General features: G+C 32.9%; 18 protein-coding genes. 3 read left to right on the top strand and 15 right to left on the bottom strand.

From position 1 onward, the window contains the following. Nucleotides 1–5: 5 nt before the first annotated feature. A complete protein-coding gene (locus HM984_RS11165; protein WP_179349229.1) occupies nt 6–1,124 on the bottom strand; it encodes a chorismate-binding protein in 1,119 nt (372 codons plus the stop codon). A 3-nt stretch (nt 1,125–1,127) separates the two neighbouring features. Then, nucleotides 1,128–1,553, bottom strand: a complete 426-nt coding sequence (locus HM984_RS11160) for a PaaI family thioesterase (protein ID WP_115812587.1) — start codon at nt 1,551–1,553, stop codon at nt 1,128–1,130. 53 nt (nt 1,554–1,606) lie between these two features. Here HM984_RS11160 and HM984_RS11155 point away from each other — a divergent pair, with 53 nt between their 5' ends. Next, entirely contained in the window at nt 1,607–2,245 is a 639-nt protein-coding gene (locus HM984_RS11155) for an alpha/beta hydrolase (protein ID WP_179349228.1), read from the top strand. 26 nt (nt 2,246–2,271) lie between these two features. On the opposite strand, the gene HM984_RS11150 is transcribed toward HM984_RS11155, so the two are convergent. From HM984_RS11150 to dnaK, 13 genes are all read right to left on the bottom strand, one after another. Next, complete coding sequence (locus HM984_RS11150; protein WP_179349227.1) at nt 2,272–2,670, bottom strand: response regulator; 399 nt, start codon at nt 2,668–2,670, stop codon at nt 2,272–2,274. A 2-nt stretch (nt 2,671–2,672) separates the two neighbouring features. Continuing rightward, on the bottom strand, nt 2,673–8,774 hold the full coding sequence (locus HM984_RS11145; RefSeq protein ID WP_179349226.1) for a PAS domain-containing sensor histidine kinase: 6,102 nt from the start codon (nt 8,772–8,774) through the stop codon (nt 2,673–2,675). A gap of 364 nt (nt 8,775–9,138) precedes the next feature. Then, nucleotides 9,139–9,459: a YtxH domain-containing protein gene (locus HM984_RS11140; RefSeq protein ID WP_179349225.1), complete on the bottom strand. Its 321-nt coding sequence runs from the start codon at nt 9,457–9,459 to the stop codon at nt 9,139–9,141. 118 nt (nt 9,460–9,577) lie between these two features. Then, on the bottom strand, nt 9,578–9,952 hold the full coding sequence (locus HM984_RS11135) for a VOC family protein (protein WP_179349224.1): 375 nt from the start codon (nt 9,950–9,952) through the stop codon (nt 9,578–9,580). A gap of 30 nt (nt 9,953–9,982) precedes the next feature. Continuing rightward, on the bottom strand, nt 9,983–10,705 hold the full coding sequence (locus HM984_RS11130; protein ID WP_179349223.1) for a DNA alkylation repair protein: 723 nt from the start codon (nt 10,703–10,705) through the stop codon (nt 9,983–9,985). Nucleotides 10,706–10,798: 93 nt separating this feature from the next. Next, entirely contained in the window at nt 10,799–11,233 is a 435-nt protein-coding gene (locus tag HM984_RS11125) for a hypothetical protein (RefSeq protein ID WP_179349222.1), read from the bottom strand. Continuing rightward, nucleotides 11,233–12,180: an NAD(P)H-dependent flavin oxidoreductase gene (locus tag HM984_RS11120; RefSeq protein WP_179349221.1), complete on the bottom strand. Its 948-nt coding sequence runs from the start codon at nt 12,178–12,180 to the stop codon at nt 11,233–11,235. Before HM984_RS11120 ends, HM984_RS11125 begins: the two co-directional genes overlap by 1 nt. 204 nt (nt 12,181–12,384) lie before the next feature. Then, nucleotides 12,385–13,614, bottom strand: coding sequence for a class I SAM-dependent rRNA methyltransferase (locus HM984_RS11115; protein ID WP_115812569.1), 1,230 nt, complete (start codon nt 13,612–13,614; stop codon nt 12,385–12,387). A gap of 226 nt (nt 13,615–13,840) precedes the next feature. Then, entirely contained in the window at nt 13,841–14,890 is a 1,050-nt protein-coding gene (locus HM984_RS11110) for a hypothetical protein (protein ID WP_179349220.1), read from the bottom strand. Between the two features lie 20 nt (nt 14,891–14,910). Beyond that, nucleotides 14,911–15,681 (bottom strand): hypothetical protein, encoded by a 771-nt coding sequence (locus HM984_RS11105; RefSeq protein ID WP_179349219.1) that lies wholly within the window; start codon nt 15,679–15,681, stop codon nt 14,911–14,913. Further along, nucleotides 15,668–16,234, bottom strand: a complete 567-nt coding sequence (locus tag HM984_RS11100) for an RNA polymerase sigma factor (RefSeq protein ID WP_179349218.1) — start codon at nt 16,232–16,234, stop codon at nt 15,668–15,670. The genes HM984_RS11105 and HM984_RS11100 overlap by 14 nt, the downstream gene beginning before the upstream one ends. A gap of 56 nt (nt 16,235–16,290) precedes the next feature. Continuing rightward, nucleotides 16,291–16,806, bottom strand: a complete 516-nt coding sequence (locus HM984_RS11095) for an outer membrane beta-barrel protein (protein ID WP_115812561.1) — start codon at nt 16,804–16,806, stop codon at nt 16,291–16,293. Between the two features lie 352 nt (nt 16,807–17,158). Continuing rightward, on the bottom strand, nt 17,159–19,072 hold the full coding sequence (gene dnaK / locus HM984_RS11090) for a molecular chaperone DnaK (protein ID WP_115812559.1): 1,914 nt from the start codon (nt 19,070–19,072) through the stop codon (nt 17,159–17,161). A gap of 249 nt (nt 19,073–19,321) precedes the next feature. Here dnaK and HM984_RS11085 point away from each other — a divergent pair, with 249 nt between their 5' ends. After that, nucleotides 19,322–22,861, top strand: coding sequence for a choice-of-anchor I family protein (locus HM984_RS11085; protein ID WP_179349217.1), 3,540 nt, complete (start codon nt 19,322–19,324; stop codon nt 22,859–22,861). A 168-nt stretch (nt 22,862–23,029) separates the two neighbouring features. Next, a complete protein-coding gene (locus HM984_RS11080; protein WP_179349216.1) occupies nt 23,030–23,566 on the top strand; it encodes a collagen-like protein in 537 nt (178 codons plus the stop codon). Nucleotides 23,567–23,664: the final 98 nt, after the last annotated feature.

Genomic DNA, 23,664 nt, shown 5'->3' with positions numbered 1-23,664 from the left:
TTTATTTAATTAAGTACCGTATTGATTGTGCCTGTTTTATTTACGGTTTCTTCCCATTCGTTTTCTGGGTTAGAATCTTTGGTAATACCTCCACCTACATAGATATTTGCATTGGAGTCTTTGAGTTGCATGCAACGTAAATTCACGTAGAAATTAGACTGTGTTTTTACAACAGCGTAAGCATTATTCTCTACGTTACGCCTGTTAGTGTTACGAGTTCTGCTTTGTGTTAAATTTAATTCTCCTAAAAAACCAGTGTAATATTCTCGGCTATAGTTTTCATTATTAAGTATGAAATCCTTTGCTTTTGCTTTAGAAAACCCACAAACCGCTGGAGTTGGATGCAAAGCTTCAATTATCGATTTCAAATCCGCATCATCTTTTAAAACACTAATGATTCTCGTTTTAAGATGTAATAAATTTCCGGCTCTTACAGTATCTACTTCTGATACATTGATATTTGAAGCATATGGCTTTAGTTGTTCTGTAATGTAATCCGTTACAATTTGCTGCTCCTCAAACTCTTTATTTGTCCAGCTTACTTCCTTGTCTTCTTGGTAAGCTTGGGTTCCAGCTAAAGAAATGGTGGTGAGTCGTTTACCTTCAATTTTTAACAATAACTCTGGTGTGGCTCCAATCCATAATCCTACTTTAGGATGATACCAACAGTACACCATTGCATTTGCATAGGTATTAAAAAGCCGTTTAAAAATGTTTAATGGATTCGTATCTTGAAGTGATTTTGTTTCACAACGCGAAAGCACTACTTTTTGTAAATCCTTATTTTTAATACTATCGATTCCTTTAGAAACCAAATCGATATGTTGCATTCTTTCTTTTTCACTTTGAAGAATCTCAGTAGATTCAAAATCTTCAACGTCTAAATTATCAATTGTTATTTCAGAATACAAACAATGCTCTTTAGGAAAAAGAATACTGTTTTGCTTGAGATCGAAAGGAGCAAATAAAAATCCACTTTCGGCAAAAGTCTCTGATTTATAAACAGAATCGTCCTCTTGCAACCAACATTTAATTATTGAATTAATTGGTCTACTGTAAACTACAAAAGGTAAATTGTTTTTGTATTGCTGCTCTAAAGCATCAAAAAAGGATATAGAATCCATTACTTATTTCTTTTTTGGAAGTGAAATCGTAGATAGTCTACATATTGAAATTAGATTATCGGCTTCATCAGTTACTCTAATATCTAATAATTGCGTGGTACGTCCTTTATGTAAAAATGTCGCTTTAGCATAGATATAACCTTCGGTAACACTTTTGAGATGATTCGCTGTAATTTCTAAACCACGAACAAACATATTCTCCGTATCTATAAAAATATGCGAAGCAAAACTACCAACACTTTCTGCTAAAGCGGCAGTGGCTCCTCCATGTAATACTCCATCGGGTTGGTACACTTTAGATGTTACAGGCATTCTGGCTACTAAAAAATCATCACCAAAGTCCACCATTTCAATATCTAAGGTTTCCATTAAGGTATTTTTGCTTGCTAAATTCGCTTTTGCTAAGAAATCCTCTTTAGTCATTTGCATATAAAAATAGTATTTTTGAATCGAATACAAAGATACAGAAACCGCCTAGAAAAATGAATTCACAAGAGAAAGAAATCTCATACACCAGTACCAACTCCTACTCTACTTTAAATACACTTTCTGAACGTACAAAAATGGTTTGGTTGGTATGTCACGGTATGGGATATATGAGTCGTTATTTTCTTAAATATTTTAAAGGCTTAAATGCAGAAGACAATTACATCATTGCTCCACAAGCTCCAAGCAAGTTTTATATTCAGCCTAAAATGCATGTTGGTGCTAATTGGCTAACGCGAGATAATACTGAAGCTGGAATGGATAATATTCTAAATTATATTGATGCGGTATTAGAAGCTGAAAAAATTCCTGAAGGTGCTCATTTAATCGTTTTCGGCTATTCGCAAGGAGTAAGTGTGGCTATGCGATATATAGCAAAACGACAGCTACAATGCCAACAGCTTGTACTCCATTCTGGCGGAATTCCGAAGGAATTAACCGCCGAAGATTTTGAGTATCTAGCTAAAGATACCAAAGTGAAATTGATTTATGGCACTGAAGATGAATATTTAGATGAACAAAGAATTCAACTAGAATCAGCACGTGCTACACATCTATTTGAGGACAAAGTTTCGATTATACCTTTTAAAGGAACACATGTGGTTAATGTTGGGTTTATTGATAAATTAGTCTAAGAAAGATTTAAGCAATAAACCTCCTTTTAAAGGTTATTCATAATTTCTTGCAATTGTCCTGCTTTTATTGGCTTTATAATATAGTCAGAAATGTCGCTAATGTTCTTAGCCCTTTCTATATCTACAGGATCAACAGAAGAAGACACCATGTAGATCGTTATTTTCTTATTTAATTTAGGTTTGATTTTCACATACTCTTCCATAAATTGAAAACCATCCATAATAGGCATATTAATATCTAAAAATATGATATCTGGAAGTTCTTCATTGTTATAGAGATTATCTATTAAAAACTCTAAAGCCTCTTCACCATCTGAAAAAAGACTTATTTTTTTATCTAAATTAATGGACTTAAGTATTTTAACAATTGTAAATTGATAGATGTCATCATCATCAATTACACATATATTGTAATTACTATTCATAATTAAAAAATTATTGTAAACGTTGTCCCTTTATTTACTTTACTCGATACATTAATAGCTCCACCCATCGCTTCAATTTGTGTTTTGGTCATATATAGCCCCACGCCTTTAGCATCTGGATGTCTGTGAAATACTTTATTTAAACCAAAAATTTTATTACCATGTCTCTCTAAGTTTATACCTAAACCGTTATCTGTTATTGTTAATTTTATTTTCCCATTGTGGTTTTCAGATTCTATACTAATCTGTGGATCTCTATCTTTAGACCTGTATTTTATAGCATTTCCTATCAAATTAAGGAAAATACTCTCTAAATAAATTTTATCATAATTTATTGATGGCAATTTAGAAAAATCTGCTTTAATTATAGCACTAGTTTTTAATATTTCTCCACTTAAAATGTCTGTTGTGGTTCTCAGCACGTCTTCAAATCGAATAACTTCCTTATTCCGAGAATTGTCACTTCTAATTTTTAACGCCTCTACCAACGTGTTTAAGGTTACGGTAAGATGACTAATAACTGCTTCGAATTTTTTAAACAAAAAGTCTTTTTCTTCATTATCATCCGATTCTACATAAAATCCTAAAAGAGAATTTAAATTACTTACTGGCGCTCGGAGATTATGAGACGTAATCTGTGCAAAATCTGCAAGTTGACTATTTTGAATAATTAATTTCTGTGCTAAAACTTCTAAATCATTTTTAGCATTTATTATTTTAGTTTGTGCTAATTTTTGAACCGTTATATCTCGTATAGCTGCCGAGACTAATAAGCCTTCTTCTGTTTGAAGCGGGCTCAAACTTATTTGTATTGGTATTTCTATGCCGCTTTTATTTATAGCGAATAGTTCTTTTTCATTACCTACTCCCATAGCACTTACATTTAGGTTAGAGAAAAAACCGTCACTATAAGAAACATAGTCTTCTGAAGATTGCTTAGGAATAAGAATTTCAACAGGTTTATTAATTAATTCTTCTGCTGAATAACCAAATAATTTTTCAGCCTGTTTATTAATAAGTTGAATATTTTCTTCTGCATTTACAATTACCATGGCATCTGGTGCAGACTCTAACAAGCCTCTAAACTTGTTTTCTGCCATTCGCTGTGCCGTTACATCTTGGCAGGTCCCAATCATTTCAACCACATTACCAGTAGTATCTAAAATAACTTCGGCCAAAAGTTGTATGGTTTTTACCGTTCCATCTACTAATGTAATACGATGCATTAAGTCAATAACTTCTTTATCATTAATGGACTTCTCTACATGTGCTGTTACTCTATCTTTATCATCTGTATGAACAAAACTAAAATAGGTATCATACGATATCGTCGTATTTTCTTCAACTCCAAATATATTGTAAAGGTTAGCAGACCAATCTACAGCATTTGTTATAAGATTCCATTGCCAATTCCCCATCATCGTAATCTTCTCAGCAAAAGTTAATAACTGATTCTTGCGCAAAATTTCATTCTCCGCTTGTTTTTGAGCCGTTATATCTCTTATCGCCGCTGATAATAATAGTCCTTGTTCAGTTTGAAGAGGACTAAGACTTACTTGAATAGGAATTTCTTTACCTTCTTTATTTAAACCATATAATTCATTTCTAGCTGTTGTTAAACGTTTCTCAGGATCATTGCTAAAAAAGCTAGCACGATGTTCCGTATGCATGCCTTCAAATCTTTTAGGAATAAGCATTTCTACCTTCTTACCTATTAATTCGTCTATATGGTAGCCAAATAATTTTTCAGCTTCTTTATTAATTAATTGGATTTCATCGTTTTCATCGACAATAACCATAGCATCTGGAGCCGATTCTAATAAGCCTCTAAACTTATTTTCCTCCATCTTTTGTTCGGTGATGTCTTGGCAAGTTCCCATCATTTCAAGAACTTCACCTTGCTCATTGAGTATAACTTCCCCTAAAAAATGAACTGTTTTTATTTTTCCACTACCTGTTACAATACGGTGTATAAAATTACTAGGGAACTTTTTTTCTAAGAACGAATCAGCTACATACTTAGCGATATATTCTTTATCGTCTGGATGAACATAACTGTAAAATGTATCATACCTTAGATTAGTTATGCTTTCATCATGTTCAAATATTTTGTACAAATTAGAAGACCATTTTAAGCTATCAGTGACAACATCCCATTGCCAATTCCCCATCATGGTTATCCGTTCTGCAAAACTTAAAAAGTGGTTTTTACGGATTAGTTCTATTTCTGCCATCTTCTGAGCTGTAACATCTTGGCAGGTACCTATAACTTCTGTTACATCACCAAAATCATTTGTAGTCACCTGAGCTAAAAGTTGAACAATTTTTATCGTACCATCTTTTAATTGAATTCGATGCGTTATATCCGTAAACGCTTTATCTTCAACAGTCTTACGCATGTGTTCTGCTACACGATCCTTATCTTCTGGGTGCGAAAAATTAAGATATGTCTCTAATGTTGTATGCGTATTTTCATCCAATTGAAAAATACGATAAAGGTTCGTTGACCATTTAACGGTATCATTTGCAATATCTACTTGCCAATTCCCCATCAGCGTAATTTCCTCTGCAAAATTTAGTATTTGGTTTTTCCGAATCAATTCATTCTGAGTAATTTTTCTCTCAGTAATATCATTTGACACAGCTAAAAAGCCTATTTTTTTACCCTCATTATTTTTTATGGCCGTTAATGTTAATTCTACAGGAAACGTTGAACCATCTTTTCTTCTAAACGTCCATTCTCTTGTATCGTAAGCATTCTGCTTTGACAATTCTAAATAAGGACTAAAACCGTCGAGATCTTTATTATACTTTTTAGCAATATCTTTCTTAAAAGCGATAAGCTCTTCATCTAAATGATAAATCTCTGGTTTCTTTAATCCAATCATTTCTGAAGCGGAATACCCCAATAAAAATTCTGCACCATAGTTAAAATGCGTAATAATCCCATCATTATCAACCGATACAATGGCTAATGGACCAGAGTTAAATATTGCTTTTAATTGCGTGTGGGCATCAAATAATTCTCTTTCTGCGGCATAAGCGGCTGTAATATCTTGACAGGTTCCAATCATTTCAATAATATTACCGAATAGATCGGTAATAACTTCACCTAGAAGTTGTACAGTTTTAACCTCACCATTACCTGCTATAATACGGTGGGTAAGTCGCTTAAGTCTTTTCTCTACACGTGTTTGATCAAAATAATCGGTTACAATATCTTTATCTTCAGGGTGAACAAAACTAAAATACGTATTAAAACTTAATGTTTGTACCTCCTTATCGAGCCCAAAGATATTATACAAGTTATTAGACCATTCTACCTTATCTGCAACGGTATCCCATTGCCAATTTCCTAATAAGCTAATTTCTTCAGCAAAGTTTAATAATTGATTTTTTCTTAAAATCTCATTCTTCACTACCTGCTTCTCAGTAATATCGAATGCGACACCCAAGAATCCAATTTTTTCACCTTGTTCGTTCCTAATTGCCGTTAAGGTTAATTCTACAGGAAATGTAGAGCCATCTTTTCTTTTATACGTCCACTCCCGAGTATCATATTCATTTCGTTTTGCTAATTCCAAATAAGGATCAAATCCCTCAGGATCCATACCATATTTTTCTGCTATATCAATTCTAAATTGATCTAGTTCTTCGTCTATATGATAAATTTCAGGTGCTTTTAATCCTACCATTTCCGAAGATGAATAGCCTAATAGATGTTCCGCACCACTATTAAAATGAGTAAATATTCCATTATTATCAGTAGATACAATTGCAATAGGACCAGAGTTAAAGATTGCTTTTAATTGCATGTGCGCATTATTCAATTCTATTTCTGCTTCTTTTGTCGCTGTAATATCTTGGCTAGTGCCATTTATTTTAATAATCTCGCCATTACCATTTGCGACAACTCCACCTAATACCTGAATGGTTTTCACCACACCATCTCCTGTTACAATACGATGTATAAATTTATTAAATGTTTTCTCTTCAATTATTTGTCTTACACAGGTACCTACAAATTCTTTATCATCAGGATGAACCAAATTAAAATAAGTATCAAAATTTAAAACATCAATATCTCTATTGAGATCAAAAATATTATAAAGATTATTAGAACTTTCTATATTACCTGTAGCTATGTCCCATTGCCAATTTCCTAGCAAGGTTATCTCTTCAGCAAAATTTAATTGTTTGTTTTTTTGCAACAGCTCATCTTGAGCCATTCTTTTTTCTGAAACATCTGTAGACACTCCTAGAAACCCAATGACTTCACCTTTCTCATCTTTAATGGATGTTAAGGTTAATTGAACAGGAAGAATCGATCCATCCTTTCTCAAGTAGTGCCATTCTCGCGTATCGTAAGCATTATATTTTGCTAATTCTTGTTGTGCACTAAAACCGGTAAGACTTTTTCCATATTGTTTAGCGATATCCGCTGTAAAGTTATCTAATTCTTCTCTGAAATGGTACAAGATTGGTCTTTCTAAACCTATCATTTCATCTGCAGAATATCCCGTTAAAGCTTCCGCCCCAGGATTAAATTTATTTATAATACCATCTTTAGTCGTAGCAACAATAGCAATCGCTTTAGAATTAAAAATGGCTTCTAACTCTGTATGCGCCTTATTTAAAGCTATTTGAGAAAGTTTCTTCTCATTTATATCTTGAAACACCCCGAAAATACGTGTACATTCCCCATTTACAACCTCTGCTTGGCCAATAGCACGTGTCCAAACTATATTACCCTTTAACGTCACTAACTCGACTTCCACATCATATGAAGTTCCATTTTCAATCGCTTCATTTACAGATTTTTCAATAATATCTCTACTTTGTCCTTCTTTAAAAAAATTAATTCCTGTTTCTAAATTTGGTTTAAAATCTTCAGAAGCTTCGTGTATTTCGTACACGATTTTACTCCAAAAGAGAGTGCCGTTAATTAAATCTATATCCCATGTCCCAATACGAGACACTTCATTAGATTTTTCTAAAATTTTTTCTATACGATTTTTTTCATCTTCCTTTTCCTTTAGGTGTGTTATATCACCTGTATGCATTAGTAAACCTCCAATCTTACCTTCTGAAATATACCAAGGACGTACATCCCAAAAAATCCATTGTACGGTTCCATCCGCACGGATAAAAGGTGCTTCATCACAAGTGTCAATAGCACCATTTAAACACCTTTGATTCTTCTCTTTCCAATCCTCACCGATTTCTGGAAAAATATCATAATGGCTACGACCAATAATCTCTTCATTCTCCATTTTAAAATCAGTGACCCACCGCTGAGATACTGCTATATATCTCATATCATTATCTAACATGGCAATAGCTGTTGGTGCTTGCTCAATAAATACTTTATTATAAGCCTCTCTTTTTTCTAAATCTATTTTAAGACTTGTTAGCTCTAATAAATTTTCTTTTATCTTGGTTTGAGATTTTCCTAGTTCACTATTTACTTCTACTAGTTTATTATTTTGCTCAAATAATTGCTTTAGTGCAGGAACTAAAACAAATAGGAATTCCCCCAATAATATTAATATCGCAATAAATGCGAGGATATAAATCGTTTGTAAAAGATTTTGAAGATTTTTATCAGCACTCTTTTGATATTCTCTAATTACAGACTGCATCGTTAAGAAATAAGGCAATTCTGCGTCTGCTATACTATTTACATCTTCGGCAATTAAATTTTTATTAGGATTGTTTATAATATTCCTACTAGACGAAACTATTTTCTGTGATTGTGTATCCGTTATTTTAAGTAAAGAATCTAATACTTTACTTCCTCCTTCTAGTTTATTTACAGAATCTAAATAATGATGTGTGTTTTCAAATTCATCAACATAGTCTTTAAACGCCCCTATTATTTCTGAGCTGATCGTATCTCCATTAAGACTTTCAAAAGAATATACTAAGCTATTCATACGTTCGTTTAACATACACTGCTCAGATGCTTTATTAATTAATAAAGCTTCTCCTTTTTGATCATTAACGCTACTTTGAAGAATAAATAAGATGCCTATAATGATTAATATAAATGTAGATATAAATAATAAATATCTTTTTTTGATTAAATGTTCTAGTCTCTTCACAGTTTTTTAATAAATAAAATACGCCTGTCAAAACAAACAGAAACGTTTAAATACATTTGCTATAAAAAATATTTTAACTATAATACTTCCCGCGTATACATGTTTAGACACATTCAATTCATTGAGAGTCACTTATAAATAAAAAAAAAGACAAATATGACTTGGGGTAATACAAATAGATAAAACGTTAAAATACAAAAATTTTGTTAATGTTTTTAAGCGTCATACATTAAGTTAATAGGAATTTATAAAAAAAAAAAATGAGGATAACTTTTTATAAAAACGTAAAAATGAGTCTTTTCAAGGTTTGAAAAGACTCGTTTTTGCAAAAACATAAATTTATAATATGAGTGAAAACATTACATTAGCTTGTCTTCTGTAATGTTTTATTCTTATCTTTTAAAATAGCTAATTGCTTTTCTAAAAATGTAATAGCTTGTTCTGTTTTGTAACTCGATTTTGAAGCGAAATCTTCTAAATCTTGTTTAAACTTTTCTTTACCAGAAGCGGCTGCTTTAGATAAATCTTCTTTTACTTCAGAAAAATCGCTAGTAACCTGATTTTTAATTATTTTACCTTCTTTTTTAAGCTTATCTCTTGTAACGCTTCCTTTTTCTGGGGCTAACAACACTCCTGCCGCTGCTCCAATTAATGCTCCTAATACTATTGCTCCTTTATTAATCATAACTTTTTTCTTTTTTTATTAAACATGTGTTCTACATTATACGTCGTAAAACAGGCTATTTTGTTACAAACAAATTTATTACCAAGAGTTTATGAAAATATTGAGCTATTAGAAACGGTTATTTAACTTCAGTTTTGAATTCTCCAAAATGCCAAAGTATACCTGAAGGATCATGAAGAAAAAACTCATGTCCCCAATCATTATAAACAATATCTGAACATCTGACGTTTTCGTACTTTTCTATTAATCCACTTTGCTTCAAATGTTGCAGATGGTGTTGAACATTATCAACTTCTAGAAAAATCATGGTGTTATCTACCCAATCTTTTGCGTAATAATCTTGTAAATAAAAGGCGAACTCACCTGTTTTAAAGACAGACATATTATGAGAAATAACAAATTCATCAAATCCTAGATCCCGATAAAATTCTCTAGAAAGGTTGTAATCTTTTGAACCTATGAATGGTCTTATAGATTTTGGCTTTAATTTCATACATCTAAATTATAAATAATAAAGTGACATTTAAGCTTCATGAATCTTAGCAACCGGAATTCTATAAATAGCTCTCGGATAATCGGACATTCTAATGCCTTCTTTTCGTAATTCGGTTATAGCATTTTTTGCAATCCATTGGGCTGATTTACTTTCAAATTCTAGGATTTCATTAGCGACTTCTATAGCTCTAACATTGAGGTCTACATTGCGTTTTCCTATATTTCTTAAAGTCCAATTGACTGCTTTTTTAACGTATATTCTATCGTCATTAGACTCACGTTTTATAACTGAGAAAAACGGTTCAAATAAGCCGTTATCTGAAGTTTTATCTGCCATACAATATGATGCTAAAGTAGCAAATGCGGCTCTTTTTTCAAACTCAGATTCTCTTTCTGACCATTCTAATATTTTAGCAATAGCAAAGTCGCTTTTTGAAAACAACCCCATACAAAAGCTGTCACATATTTCCCAATTCTCAAAGGTCTTTACCCATTTTTCCATGAGCGCTTCTGTAACGTCTTTGGGCTTAAATAGTTTACTGCATAATAAACGCGCTTCATAAATTCCGCTATCAAAAAGCTGTAAAGCTAGTTGGTTGTCCGTACCAATTTCTTTAGCTATTACTTTTAAATCCTTATGATAAATGCCTAATGAATTATTTGAGATAATTCCGAATTTCTTCGCTTTAAACACCACTTTATCTTTGTCTTGTAAGTCATAAAGACAGTCTATGATTTCATTATAGGTCATATTATCGATTATGTTCTTATAAGTAAGTATTATAATAGTATCAAAACTAATCTCCGCTTCAAAAATCTTTTTTTTTTCTAAACTAGAATCGTATTAGTCAAACGGTAAGGCACCAGGTGTGTAGTAATATTGAAATTCTATAACTTCACCTGTATCTAAAGTATCGCGAGCGATAAGATAAAAGCTTTCTCCAACATGATTACTAAAATATGATTTTGCCGCATAAAACGTAATTATATCACCAGGTTGGTATTGTTTTACAGACTTAACATCTTCGTTATTATGGTAAGAATCATCATTAACCTCCAAACTGTAATGACTAAAACGTAGGTTGTCTTTATGCCAACGAACGGTACTAATTGCTTTTAATTTTTGAGGTTTATTTAAAAAAGAAACATAAGGTTCTTCTTTGGAAATATCTTTTTTAGATTCATATAAAATGAAAAAAAGTATAGCTCCGATAAAAAGCAATCCTAAAATCCCTATAATAATTATACTGTACTTGATGGTCTTTGAAGTTATTGCCATTAATTAACTAATTTCTCTACTATAGCTTTTACCGGAAGAATCTCTGTGGTATGCTCAATACTTGGGCCAGCCACCCAAACCGTTTTGTAAGTCGCTTTTTTCGCTGCTTTTTCAGTCGCTTTCATCCCTATTGAAAAACGGATCATTTTTACCCATTTTTTTAGGGTTTTACTTTTATTTAATACATTTTCAATCCAAGTCGCTTTGGTTCCAATTTTCTGAACATATGGCGTGTTAATTACCGTACAAGGTGTACCAGAAATACGCTCTGTCATAATAATATCTTTAGCTCCGTAATCTACACAAGCTTGTTTGTATTCTTCTGTAACACCAGCTTCAACGGAAGCAATAAACGGACTTCCAACAGAAACACCTTCTGCCCCGTAGCTTAACATTGTATCAATATCTGCTTTACAACCTACTCCACCTGCAGAAATCACAGGGATTTTTAATTCTTTACTTAACAAATTTGTTAATTCTTCTGGTGATAAATTTCCTCTATGTCCACCAGCTTCATTATTAACAGCGATTGCCGCATCAGCACCTAACTGTTCTACTTTTTTGGCAAATCTTAAATCGGTAACATCACAAAACACTTTTATACCTACAGCATGTGCTTGTCTGATGGTTTCTTCCGGACTTCCTAAAGAGGTTATTATAAAGTCACAACCTTCTTCGCAAATCACTTCTAACTGTCCTTTATACTTTACATTAGATTTGTTCACAATTAGATTGAATCCAAACGAACCACCTTCAACTTTACTAGCCTTAAGTTCTTTTAAAGCTGATCTTAACTCTTCTAAAGTTCTGTAGTTTAATGCTGGAATACAACCTGCTATTCCCGCTTTCATAGCTTCTGTTACCATAGCAACATTAGAGACTAAAAACATTGGTGCTTGAATAATTGGGTGCTTAATATCGAGTAACTCAGTAAGTTTGGTTTGCATAGTTTTTTGCTAATAAAATGAAAAACGTATTATTATAACTTAGTTATATGATTACAAATATAAAGTAATTTATTATGCGTGCATAACAGTTGGTTGCGAATTATGAAATAAATCTTACCATTATTAAGATAACACTAAAATTAGAGTTCTAAATTATGAAATTACCATAAAACTCTAGTAGTATTTATTTACAAAGAACTTGAATTATTCTAAAAATCGATAATAGCCGCATTTTAAATAGGCTCCTTCAGGGAATGCAATTGGATGATCACTATCGTGTTTGGTTTTAAGTTCTGTTTCAAAAAGTCTTGATTGAGAATTTAAGACCTGAGAATTCAAATCGAAAAAAGCTTGTGCCAATACTCTTGAAGAGCATGATGCTAAAACTAAAAGTCCATTTTTAGCAGTCAGCTGTTCTCCTAGTTCAGCTAATTGTGCATATTTCTTTTTTGCTAAATCTATTTCTGATTGTTGCTTAGCAAAACTTGGTGGATCGATTACTACAACATCATAGGTTTTACCTTTTGCTATTAAGGCCTTCATTTCTGCAAATGCATCACCCGAGATAGTTTTATGTTGACCTGTATAAGCATTTAATTTTCCGTTTTCGCGAGCCATATCTAAAGCTTGCTTACTTATATCTAAACTTGTAACATCGGTTGCCCCCTTTGCTAAAGCATGTACTGAAAATCCACCAGCATAAGAAAATACATCTAAAACTGATTTGCCTTTACTTAATTCGCCAACACGTCTTCTGTTGTCTCTATGATCTAAAAAATAACCCGTTTTGTGACCTTTTATAACATTGGCAGAAAAATTAACACCATGTTCTACAAATTCTACAACTTCATTGTTTAGTGTGCCAAAAATAACTTCACCATCCTTTAAAGAATGGTTTTTACTATTCTGCAAGCTTCTACTTAAACGCATTACGATGGTTTCAGCCTTTGACGTTTTTTGTAAACTTTCTAGAATAGGCTCTAAATAAGGTAACCAAATTTCGGAGTATACTTTTACCACTAATACGGAATCATATACATCAGCTATTAACCCAGGGAAACCATCATTTTCACCAAATAATAAGCGGTAACTATTAGTATTGGTTAAAAGTAACTCTGAACGCTTCTCAAAAGCCAATTTAATTTTATGCTGAAAAAAATCGGCATTAACCTCAACTTTAGTTTCGGCATTATGAATAATTTTAATACGGATTGGAGAATCTGCATCATACAATCCTAAACCAACGACTTTGTTTTTATTCTTACTGAAAATGATAGCTAAATCACCTGTATTAGCATCATCGTTAATCTTAACTATACTATTAGAAAACACCCAAGGATGCCCTTTAACTACGAACTGTTCTCCTTTAGCGTTAAGTTTTACAGCTAATCGTTTTGGGGTGTAATCGGTTTTGATTTGGATTGAAAAAGACATTCTTATATATTAGACTTCGAAAGTACAAAACTTAAATAAATAATAGTGAAAATTGATGCTTTCAGTTAAACATGTTACTTAAGATAATTGGGATTAACATCAATACAAAGAGTTGGTTTTCATCTAAAATTGAAGATTCAAAAATTCATAAAAGAAAACGTAATCGACTTAAGGAATTCTAAAGTGATTACGTTGAATTTACAAACCAAATAATTGGATTTACATTCTAATTTATATCCACCCTTAAACCAATTGAAAGTGTATTTATGTCTTCAGGATTATCTTTAAATACGGGATTCACATCATATTTTGCATACATACTTACATCTCTATAACCAAAATAAACACTTGGTCCAAAATTAAAACTGTTCATATTAAAGTGGTAAGTTTCTGTCTGCTTTATATCTTTACCTCCTTCTTTATATTTAATAAATTGGGATGTCTGAGTCCTTACTGAGAAAAATCCCCCAAGACCTAATCTAAAACCACGCTGAGATCTTAAATAGGTTTGCTCCGTTTTACTGTGGTATTGTGGCTTTGAAAAATCTAATTCTAAATGCACAGGAATTCCAAATGATAAATTATTTAATCTCGATTTTTTTAAGTCAAAACCAATATCTTGAAGCGTCGTTTGGTTGCCATTAGTAACCAATACATCATTATCCTCTTTTGGTCTTATTTCATCTGTCATCATTGATAATCCAAATTTTAGATTCCAAAGATTTGTATTTTCTTTAAGTCTATATTTAAAAGTAAAGCCTAACTCACCGTAACCTATCGGATTCACCTTAAAGCCATCTCCATAATAATCACCTCCATTTAAAACGGTATTTATACCTAAAGCAAAGACAAATTGAGTTGTGAAACGCTTTTCAACTTTTAAACCGCTAATAGAATCATTATAAAAATTTTCCTCTTTAAAAACGCTTATGAATGGTTTATCTAGTTCCTCAGTACGCTCTAATTTACCATTAACCTTATTTTTTATTAATAATTGTAACTTTTGTTCTTCAATAAAAACAGCAGCATTAATGCGTTTTGCATGGTAAGCAGCAAGTTTCTTTTTTTCTACCCCAGCTGCGTCTGCAGTGATCTCATTTTTTTCTACCATCTTATCAATCTTCTTAATCTCTTTTTTTAGGATGCTTTTTTCTGAAGTGGTGATAGAATCAATTCTCGAGGCAATAATTGCGGCTTTTTCTTCAAAAATATTGGTCTGTGCCATTAAATATGGCGTACAACATAGTATGGCAACTAATAAAATGGTCTGCTTCATAATAAAATGGTTTAACGTGATTAATTGTTGTGTTCGTAATTTCTGTTGGCAACAGCTTCGTTTATTTGCTTAAGCTGCTTACCTGCTTTCTTAAAAATGCTTTTGTTTTTTTCGTCGAATAGTTCTTTTTCCATTTCGAGTAAAAGTTGGTCAGCATCTAAATAAGAATCTGATAATTGTTTTTTATTCTGAATTAAATTTAAACTACTATCCTTTCCTGTTGACGTCAAAAGTTCCTCTGCTGTAATATATTGAAATTGTTGGGGAGACTTTATAACTGCTATATCTTCGGATTCTTTAGCTTTTACAAGATCTTTATCTATAACAATTGTAGAATTTTCCGTCAGTAATTTAGCTTCCTCAGTAGTTTCAATGTCTTGTTTTGTAACTGTATTTTTAGAAACCGTTTCATTTAAATTTGAAGCTATTTTAAACTGTTTTCTTATTTTAGGTTCTTGTTCAGAGTCTTGCTGCGCTTCTAATACTATAGCCTTATTATGATTTACAGAATCTGAAGTGTGTTGCTGCTGTGTTTCTTTAGGTACTTCTTTTTCATAACTGATTTCAATGGCTTGCTTTTCGACTCCTTCATGAAACAAAAACGTACCACCAACAAAAATCAAACCTAAAACCAAAGACGCAGCTACCGCATAGTGTATCCAAAGTTTTCTCTTCTTTTTTGGCTTCGAGTTTAAGGCTATAATTAAGCGTTCTCTAGCTTGTGAAGACGGCTCTATATGCCGGTCTTTAAAATTGTTCTGAATTAACTTTTCTATATTATTGGGTTCCATTGTCTTTATTATTTAATTTAGCCAGACTACATTTTAAAAGCTTTTTAGCATGTGCTAATTGCGATTTTGAAGTACCGATACTTACATTTAAAAGCTCCGATATTTCTCTATGCTTATAACCTTCAATCACATAAAGGTTAAAAATTGTTTTACAACCAATTGGCAATTGGTCCACTGCCTTTTGTATACTATCCGAAGTTGAATTATCTGTCGTTGACGCTGGTTGTGTAAAATAATAATCCCCAATTTCAACCACATTAAATTTATTCTTCTGAATGCGTAAATATGAAATACATTCGCGAACCATTATGCGTCTTAACCACCCCTCAAAACTACCATAAGGCTCATATTTATTAATATTTTGAAATGCTTTATGAAACGATGTGATCATTATATCTTCCGCAAATTGTAAATCTCTAATGTATTGCCTACAAACACCAAGCATCTTTCCCGAAAAGGTATCATATAGTGCTAGCTGCGCTTTTTGATTGGATTTTTGTGCTAATCCAACCAGCTCACTTACACTTTGATTTATAGATACTAGTTTTGACATTATTTTATACTTATAATTGAATAAGGTAATTTAAAATATGGCTATTTAAAAGTGATTTATATTCTGTAACTAAAATTAATACCGGCATTCAATATAGCTCCTGGTGAAAAACTACTGTAAGTTACTACAATTCTTAACCCATAATTTAATCTATGTTCTAAGTTAAAAGTGGTTTGAACTCCTAAATCTATACCTAGTCCATTGTTATCGTCTTCAAGAATTTTTTTATCAAAATTGAGATATGAAAACCCTAATATAGATTCTAGTTTTGTGCTTTCAGATTTTGCAAAATCATGAGCAACTTGAATCGCATATTTATCTAATTTATAATTTGAATCTAATGCTTTACTTCTCATCGTGGCATTTGCCGCTGACAAATATATGCTCATATTGGAAGTAATGGCATAGCCCAAAATTCCTTCAATGTTTTCGCCAGAATCTTTACCAACCAACTGTTCACTTAAAGTAAACCCTAATGAAAATTTTGATGTATCCGTTTTCTCTTCTTGAGCAGATATTAAATTAATACTTAAGATAAAGGCTAAAACAATAATGTAGTTTACTTTTTTCATAAAATGTGTTTTTAAATGATTATTAGTTTGTTTAAAGCTCACTTAAGTTTCGCTTCTATTATTAAAAACGCTTTTAAAACTAAAAGGGTTGGATGAGAATCAAAAAAAATAAAAAAAAAGGCAAATAAAAAAACGCAACCAAATTAATGATTGCGTTTTTCACTCTATAATTTCAGTCTTTAGCTTCTTCAAGCTTCTGACTTTAATTGTTGTTGAGATCCCCAAACAAGTTTGGGATAAGTGATTCACTCAAAATATGCCAAAAACATATTTTGGCTCTCTGAGATACCCACCTTAGTTGGCATAAGCGATTCACACAACTTTCACAAAAAAGCAAAAGTTGGTTCTCTGCTTACTTAACTTCTTCGAAGTCTACATCTTCAACATCACTACTATCATCAGCAGCTTGTCCTTTTGCACCTGCACCTGCGTCAGTTGGTCCACCTTCTGGTGCTCCACCTTCTGCTTGCGCTTTATACATTTCTTCACTTGCTACTTTCCATGCTTCGTTGATTTTCTCTAAAGCTGGAGTGATTACTGCGATATCTTTTGTTTCGTATGCTGTTTTCAATTCTTCAAGCGCTGATTCAATTGGTGCTTTTTTATCATCAGATAATTTATCACCGAATTCTTTCAACTGACTTTCTGTTTGAAAAATCATTGCATCCGCTTCATTCAATTTATCAGCAGTTTCTTTTGCTTTCGCATCAGATTCAGCATTTGCTTCTGCATCAGCTTTCATCTTTTGAATTTCCTCTTCTGTTAATCCAGATGACGCTTCAATTCTGATATCTTGAGTTTTGTTTGTTGCTTTATCTGTAGCAGATACTTTAATGATACCATTGGCGTCAATATCAAACGTTACTTCAATCTGAGGTGTTCCTCTTCTTGATGGTGGAATTCCATCTAAGTGGAAACGACCAATCGTTTTGTTATCTGCTGCCATTGGACGCTCACCTTGTAATACGTGAATTTCTACTGATGGCTGATTGTCTGCTGCTGTTGAGAATACTTGCGATTTCTTAGTAGGAATCGTAGTGTTAGACTCAATTAACTTTGTCATTACATTACCCATAGTTTCAATACCTAATGATAATGGAGTAACATCCAATAAAAGAACATCCTTTACATCACCAGATAAAACACCACCTTGGATCGCTGCACCTAAAGATACAACCTCATCAGGATTTACACCTTTACTTGGAGCTTTTCCGAAGAACGTTTCCACTGCATTTACAACTGCAGGAATACGTGTAGAACCACCAACTAAAATAACTTGGTCAATATCAGATTTTGATAAACCTGCTGCTTTTAAAGCAGAAGCACATGGCTCAATAGTACGTTTGATTAAATCGTCGATTAACTGCTCAAATTTAGAACGTGTTAATGTACGTACTAAGTGTTTCGGTCCACTAGCTGTTGCTGTAACGTAAGGTAAGTTGATTTCTGTTTGTGCAGAAGAAGATAATTCAATCTTCGCTTTTTCAGCTGCTTCTTTTAAACGTTGTAAAGCCATTGGGTCTTTACGTAAATCCATAGACTCGTCAGCGATAAACTCTTCAGCTAACCAATCGATAATACGTTGATCAACGTCATCACCACCTAAGTGTGTATCACCATCTGTAGATAATACTTCAAATACACCATCACCTAATTCTAAAATAGATACATCATGTGTTCCACCACCAAAATCAAATACTACGATTTTTTGGTCTACACCTTTTTTGTCCATTCCGTATGCTAATGCAGCAGCAGTTGGTTCGTTGATAATTCTACGAACTTTAAGTCCTGCTATTTCACCAGCTTCTTTAGTTGCTTGTCTTTGTGCATCGTTAAAATATGCTGGTACTGTAATTACAGCTTCAGTAACATCAGTTCCTAAATAATCTTCTGCAGTCTTCTTCATTTTTTGAAGCACCATTGCAGATAATTCTTGAGGTGTATATAAACGACCATCAACATCAACTCTTGGTGTGTCATTATCACCTTTTACCACTTTATATGGTACGCGTTCTGCTTCTTTTTTGGACTCAGAATACTTGTTACCCATAAAACGCTTAATAGAATAAACTGTTTTTGTTGGGTTAGTAACTGCTTGTCTTTTTGCTGGGTCACCAACTTTAATTTCACCACCTTCTACGAAAGCGATAACCGAAGGTGTTGTTCTTTTACCTTCAGCGTTTGGGATTACAACTGGCTCATTACCTTCCATTACAGAAACACAAGAGTTGGTTGTACCTAAATCAATTCCAATAATCTTACTCATAATAAATATATATGTTTTGTTGTGTTATAATTTTTTTAACTCGGTATGTATTAGTCAATGATTATGCCATGGCAAAAAATATGACATGATGTCACTTTAATAAATCGTTATCAGTTACAATGGCTCATAACACTTAAAATACCTGTAGATAACATTCATAATAATTTCTTCATCCTATTATAATACTGAGTATATACTAACGAAACCTCCGCTTGATAGTTTTACAAGAACTAAAACAACCAAAAAATTATGAAACATTTTTTACGCTTATTTTTTATCTTTTTTACATGTATTGCAAGTGCTCAGCTCAATACTGGCGACATGGCATTTACGGCTTTTCATGCCAATGACGATGACGACTTTGCTCTGGTAACGTTTGTTGACATACCAGCAAATAGTAGTATCTTTTTTTCTGACAAAGAGTGGACAGGCACCGCTTTTAATTCTGGTGAAGCGAATTATGAATGGCAAACTGGTTCAGATGTCATTGCCGCAGGATCAATTATTACCTTTTATACTATTAGTGCAACACCAAGCGTATCTCATGGAACTATTATTGGATCTCCTGGTGGCATTTCGGCATCATCTGAAGCTATCTTTGTATACCAAGGTACCGATATAGATACACCTACTACATTTATAACGGCTGTTGCAAATTCATCTTCGGCTTATGATGATGGTGTTGGAACAGGTTTAATTGGCACCGGACTTACAGAAGGCTCTACGGCTATAACTTATGCTAACGGAACGTCATTAGCTGTTTACAATGGTCCAAGAACGGGCTATACAGCTAACGGCTATAATGTTGCTTTAAATAATATGAATAACTACAATTTTGAAGCAGCTGCTAGTTTACCCTTTAACACGACTCCGTTTGTAATCTCCACGACAGATACAAACCCTCCAAGTGTTGCTAATGTATACTCATTAGACCAAACAACAATAGACGTTGTCTTTACTGAAGAGGTAACTCAAATTACTGCAGAAACAATAGCGAATTATGTTTTTAGTCCTGCTTTGACGGTTTATGCCATTGTATATGACAATACGACTTTAACAGCAACTGTGACGCACTCAGGATTCACAGAAGGTTTGGCATATAATCTAACCGTTAACAATCTTGAAGATGTATTTACCAATACACAAACAACGGCTTATGTTAGTGAAAACCTCTTTTACAATGCCTTAACTTCTGGTTTAATTATTACTGAAATCATGTACAACGCTCCTTCTGATAACTCTGATGCTTTAGAGTTTTTAGAAATTTATAATAATAGTACAGCTTCTATTAATTTAGGAGGTATAACAGTTAACGATGAAGGTAATTTTAATTTTACATTTCCTGAAATGTCAGTTGCTGCTAGTGAGATCGTATTGTTAGCTACTGACAAAATCACTGCTGATGCTTTTTATGGTGAAACGTTTTTAGATATGCCACAAGCTATTTCTAATGCTATAGGCAATGGTGGTGAATTACTTCAAATTAAAAATTCTAATGGAGATGTTATATCTCAAGTAGAATATAGCGACGATGCTCCTTGGCCAACTTCTGCTGATGGCGACGGCCCTTCATTAGAGTTATTAAATCCTGATGCGGACTTCAATGAAGGAACCAATTGGACGGCCGCCACAAACCTAGTTGGTCAATCGCTTGGTGACGCTATTTTTGCTTCACCAGGAAGCTATACTCCTGTCACTAATGTAACACCTCAAATTAGTTTTACTCAAAGTACGTATAGTATTAGTGAGGATGGAGTTTCTATTGATATCTCAGTTGAATTATCTGGACCTACATCAGAAATCGTTTCTGTTGATATTAGCTTAGTCACTGAATTACTTACAGCTACTGAAACTGATGATTTCACTTTCGTAAACCAAACTATTAGCTTTCCTGCAAATTCAACAGAGGCTATTACACTTACTATTCCTGTTACAGATGATATACTTGCCGAAATGGATGAACTTTTTATTTTAAAGCTTTCAAATCCTAATAATGGAACGCTTGGCGCTTATGAAACTGTTGGTATTTATATTTTAGATAATGACACTACGGTTCCTGTTGCAACTGATTTACTAAATATTGAATATGTCACCAGTTATTTAGTAGATGCTGATGGATCTGCAGAAATTGTAGCTCACGATCCTGTATCTGAACGTTTATTTGTACTGAACTCCATAGGTCAAAAATTAGAGATTATAGATTTTTCGGATATTAATGCAATCTCAACACTTAGTGCTATTGATTTATCTACGTATGGTGATCCAACAAGTGTTGCTTATATGAATAATATAGTCGCTCTTGGTATTTCAAAAGGGCCTTTAGAAGATGGTGTGGTTATTTTTTGTGATATTGATGGTACAATTCTTTCTACTGTAACCGCTGGAAATCTTCCAGATATGGTTGGATTTACTCCAGATGGCACAAAACTTTTAGTCGCTAATGAAGGTCAACCAAATGATGATTATTCTATAGATCCTGAAGGTAGTATTTCTGTTATTGATGTTACAGGTGGATTGGGTAATATTTCTCAAACTAACGTTACGCAAATAAACTTTAATTCTTTTGATACCCAAATTGAAACATTAAAAACTAATGGTGTTAGAATCTTTGGACCAAATGCTTCAGTGTCTCAAGATTTAGAACCAGAATATATCACATTCTCTAATGATTCTCAAACGGCTTATGTAACGCTTCAAGAAAACAATGCTGTTGGAGTTATTGATTTAGCAACAAACACAATTACAGCTATTCTTCCTTTAGGCTTAAAAGATCATGCTTTAACAGGAAATACATTAGACACATCAGATAAAACAGATTTTGTATTCTTATCTAATTGGCCAGTAAAAGGGATGTACATGCCAGATGCTATGGCCTCTTATGAAGTTGCCGGAACGACTTATTTAGTAACCGCAAATGAAGGTGACGCTAGAGAGTATGATACTTTTGAAGAAGAAGTAAACGTGAGTGATTTAAACTTAGATCCAGTTGTATTTCCTAACGCAGAATTCTTACAACTAGAAAGCAATTTAGGCCGCTTAACTGCTACAAATGCCAATGGTGATTTAGACAATGATGGAGATTTTGATGAAATTCACGTGTTTGGTTCTCGTTCTTTTAGCATTTGGAATGCAACTACAGGTGCTTTAGTTTATGATAGCGCTGATGACTTTGAACGCATCACTGCAAACGATCCAGTTTACGGATCACTTTTCAACGTAAGCAATAGCAATAATAACTTTAAAAACAGAAGTGATAATAAAGGTCCTGAGCCAGAAGGTGTCACGGTCACAGAAATTGATGGTCAATTTTATGCGTTTATAACTTTAGAACGTGTTGGTGGGTTTATGACTTATAATATTACCGACCCAGCAAATCCTGTATTTGAAAAATATATGAACAATAGAGATTTAGGCGACGATGAAGGTGGTGATTTAGCACCAGAAGGTATTATTTATGTGACACCAGAAAACAGTCCTAATGATACAGGTTTAGTAATTATGGCTAATGAAGTCAGTTCTACATTAAGTTTCTATGCGCTTAATGCTACAGTCCTAAGTACAGATGAATTTACGTTGCAATCTGAATCCTTAAAAATGTATCCTAATCCTTCAAAATCGAATCAAATGGTATATTTTAATAAAACGGTTTCAGTGACTTTATTTGATCTTCAAGGTCGTGAAATAGCATCTGAGGAAAATACAATGGATTTCAAACTACCAAGCTTAACTTCTGGTACTTATATTTTGAAAACAACAAATGGAGAAAGCTTCAAGCTTTTAATTAAATAAATCTGCTAATTTATGTCCATGAAAAGCACCTTCAATTGAAGGTGCTTTTTTTGTTATAATAATTTAATCATTTTTCATTTAGAAGTTAAATCTTAATAATATCTAAAAGGGCATGTTGTTTGATAACAAATAGCAATACATTAGTAATTAATTAAATTTTATATCATCATGAAAAAAATAACCTCTTTATTATTTGCCCTTACCTTTATATTAACGTCTTGTACAGGAGACCAAGGCCCTCCAGGTTTTGATGGTGCACCAGGTATACCAGCAGATGAATATGCTGCACAATCATTTGAGGTATCGCCAATTAATTTTCAATACGATAACAATACAGGTCTTCAGGAAGTAATTGTAGCTTTGCCTTATGACTTGCTAGATAGCGATGTTGTTTTAGTTTATAGATTAGATGAAGTAGTAACTATTAACGGACAAGATACTGATGCATGGTCTCCGCTTCCTCAGAACTTCTTTATTAACGACACTGATATTATTCAATATGTGTTTAATCACACCTTTTTTGATGTTAAATTGTTAATAGATGGAAACTTTAACCTTTCAACTTTAGATACTGGCTTTACTCAAAATCAGGTTTTTAGAATCGTTATTTTACCTGCAGATCCTGTTAATAGCCTTGATATTGATTTTGCAAACTTAGACAGTGTCATAGAAGCATTTCATATAACAGAGTTTGAAACACTATAAACTTACTTTCAAAGAAAAACACAAAGCCTGAATATTCAATTTTCAGGCTTTTTTTATTTCGGAAATTGCCACCATTGAATTAACATCTACCTATATTT

Origin of the sequence: Winogradskyella pacifica, from assembly GCF_013403915.1 — a bacterium.
Classification (GTDB): Bacteria; Bacteroidota; Bacteroidia; order Flavobacteriales; family Flavobacteriaceae; genus Winogradskyella; species Winogradskyella pacifica.
The sequence above is the reverse complement of the archived record's forward strand: the minus strand, read 5'-3'. Positions and strand labels throughout refer to the sequence as shown.

What these genes read in the sequence shown, in the direction of transcription:
- HM984_RS11165 (WP_179349229.1), bottom strand. Translation starts at nt 1,124, where the DNA reads ATGGATTCTATATCCTTTTTTGATGCTTTAGAGCAGCAATACAAAAAC.
- HM984_RS11150 (WP_179349227.1), bottom strand. Translation starts at nt 2,670, where the DNA reads ATGAATAGTAATTACAATATATGTGTAATTGATGATGATGACATCTAT.
- HM984_RS11095 (WP_115812561.1), bottom strand. Translation starts at nt 16,806, where the DNA reads ATGAAAAAAGTAAACTACATTATTGTTTTAGCCTTTATCTTAAGTATT.
- HM984_RS11125 (WP_179349222.1), bottom strand. Translation starts at nt 11,233, where the DNA reads ATGGCAATAACTTCAAAGACCATCAAGTACAGTATAATTATTATAGGG.
- HM984_RS11080 (WP_179349216.1), top strand. Translation starts at nt 23,030, where the DNA reads ATGAAAAAAATAACCTCTTTATTATTTGCCCTTACCTTTATATTAACG.
- HM984_RS11115 (WP_115812569.1), bottom strand. Translation starts at nt 13,614, where the DNA reads ATGTCTTTTTCAATCCAAATCAAAACCGATTACACCCCAAAACGATTA.
- HM984_RS11130 (WP_179349223.1), bottom strand. Translation starts at nt 10,705, where the DNA reads ATGACCTATAATGAAATCATAGACTGTCTTTATGACTTACAAGACAAA.
- HM984_RS11085 (WP_179349217.1), top strand. Translation starts at nt 19,322, where the DNA reads ATGAAACATTTTTTACGCTTATTTTTTATCTTTTTTACATGTATTGCA.
- HM984_RS11140 (WP_179349225.1), bottom strand. Translation starts at nt 9,459, where the DNA reads ATGATTAATAAAGGAGCAATAGTATTAGGAGCATTAATTGGAGCAGCG.
- dnaK (WP_115812559.1), bottom strand. Translation starts at nt 19,072, where the DNA reads ATGAGTAAGATTATTGGAATTGATTTAGGTACAACCAACTCTTGTGTT.
- HM984_RS11100 (WP_179349218.1), bottom strand. Translation starts at nt 16,234, where the DNA reads ATGTCAAAACTAGTATCTATAAATCAAAGTGTAAGTGAGCTGGTTGGA.
- HM984_RS11110 (WP_179349220.1), bottom strand. Translation starts at nt 14,890, where the DNA reads ATGAAGCAGACCATTTTATTAGTTGCCATACTATGTTGTACGCCATAT.
- HM984_RS11120 (WP_179349221.1), bottom strand. Translation starts at nt 12,180, where the DNA reads ATGCAAACCAAACTTACTGAGTTACTCGATATTAAGCACCCAATTATT.
- HM984_RS11155 (WP_179349228.1), top strand. Translation starts at nt 1,607, where the DNA reads ATGAATTCACAAGAGAAAGAAATCTCATACACCAGTACCAACTCCTAC.
- HM984_RS11105 (WP_179349219.1), bottom strand. Translation starts at nt 15,681, where the DNA reads ATGGAACCCAATAATATAGAAAAGTTAATTCAGAACAATTTTAAAGAC.
- HM984_RS11135 (WP_179349224.1), bottom strand. Translation starts at nt 9,952, where the DNA reads ATGAAATTAAAGCCAAAATCTATAAGACCATTCATAGGTTCAAAAGAT.
- HM984_RS11160 (WP_115812587.1), bottom strand. Translation starts at nt 1,553, where the DNA reads ATGCAAATGACTAAAGAGGATTTCTTAGCAAAAGCGAATTTAGCAAGC.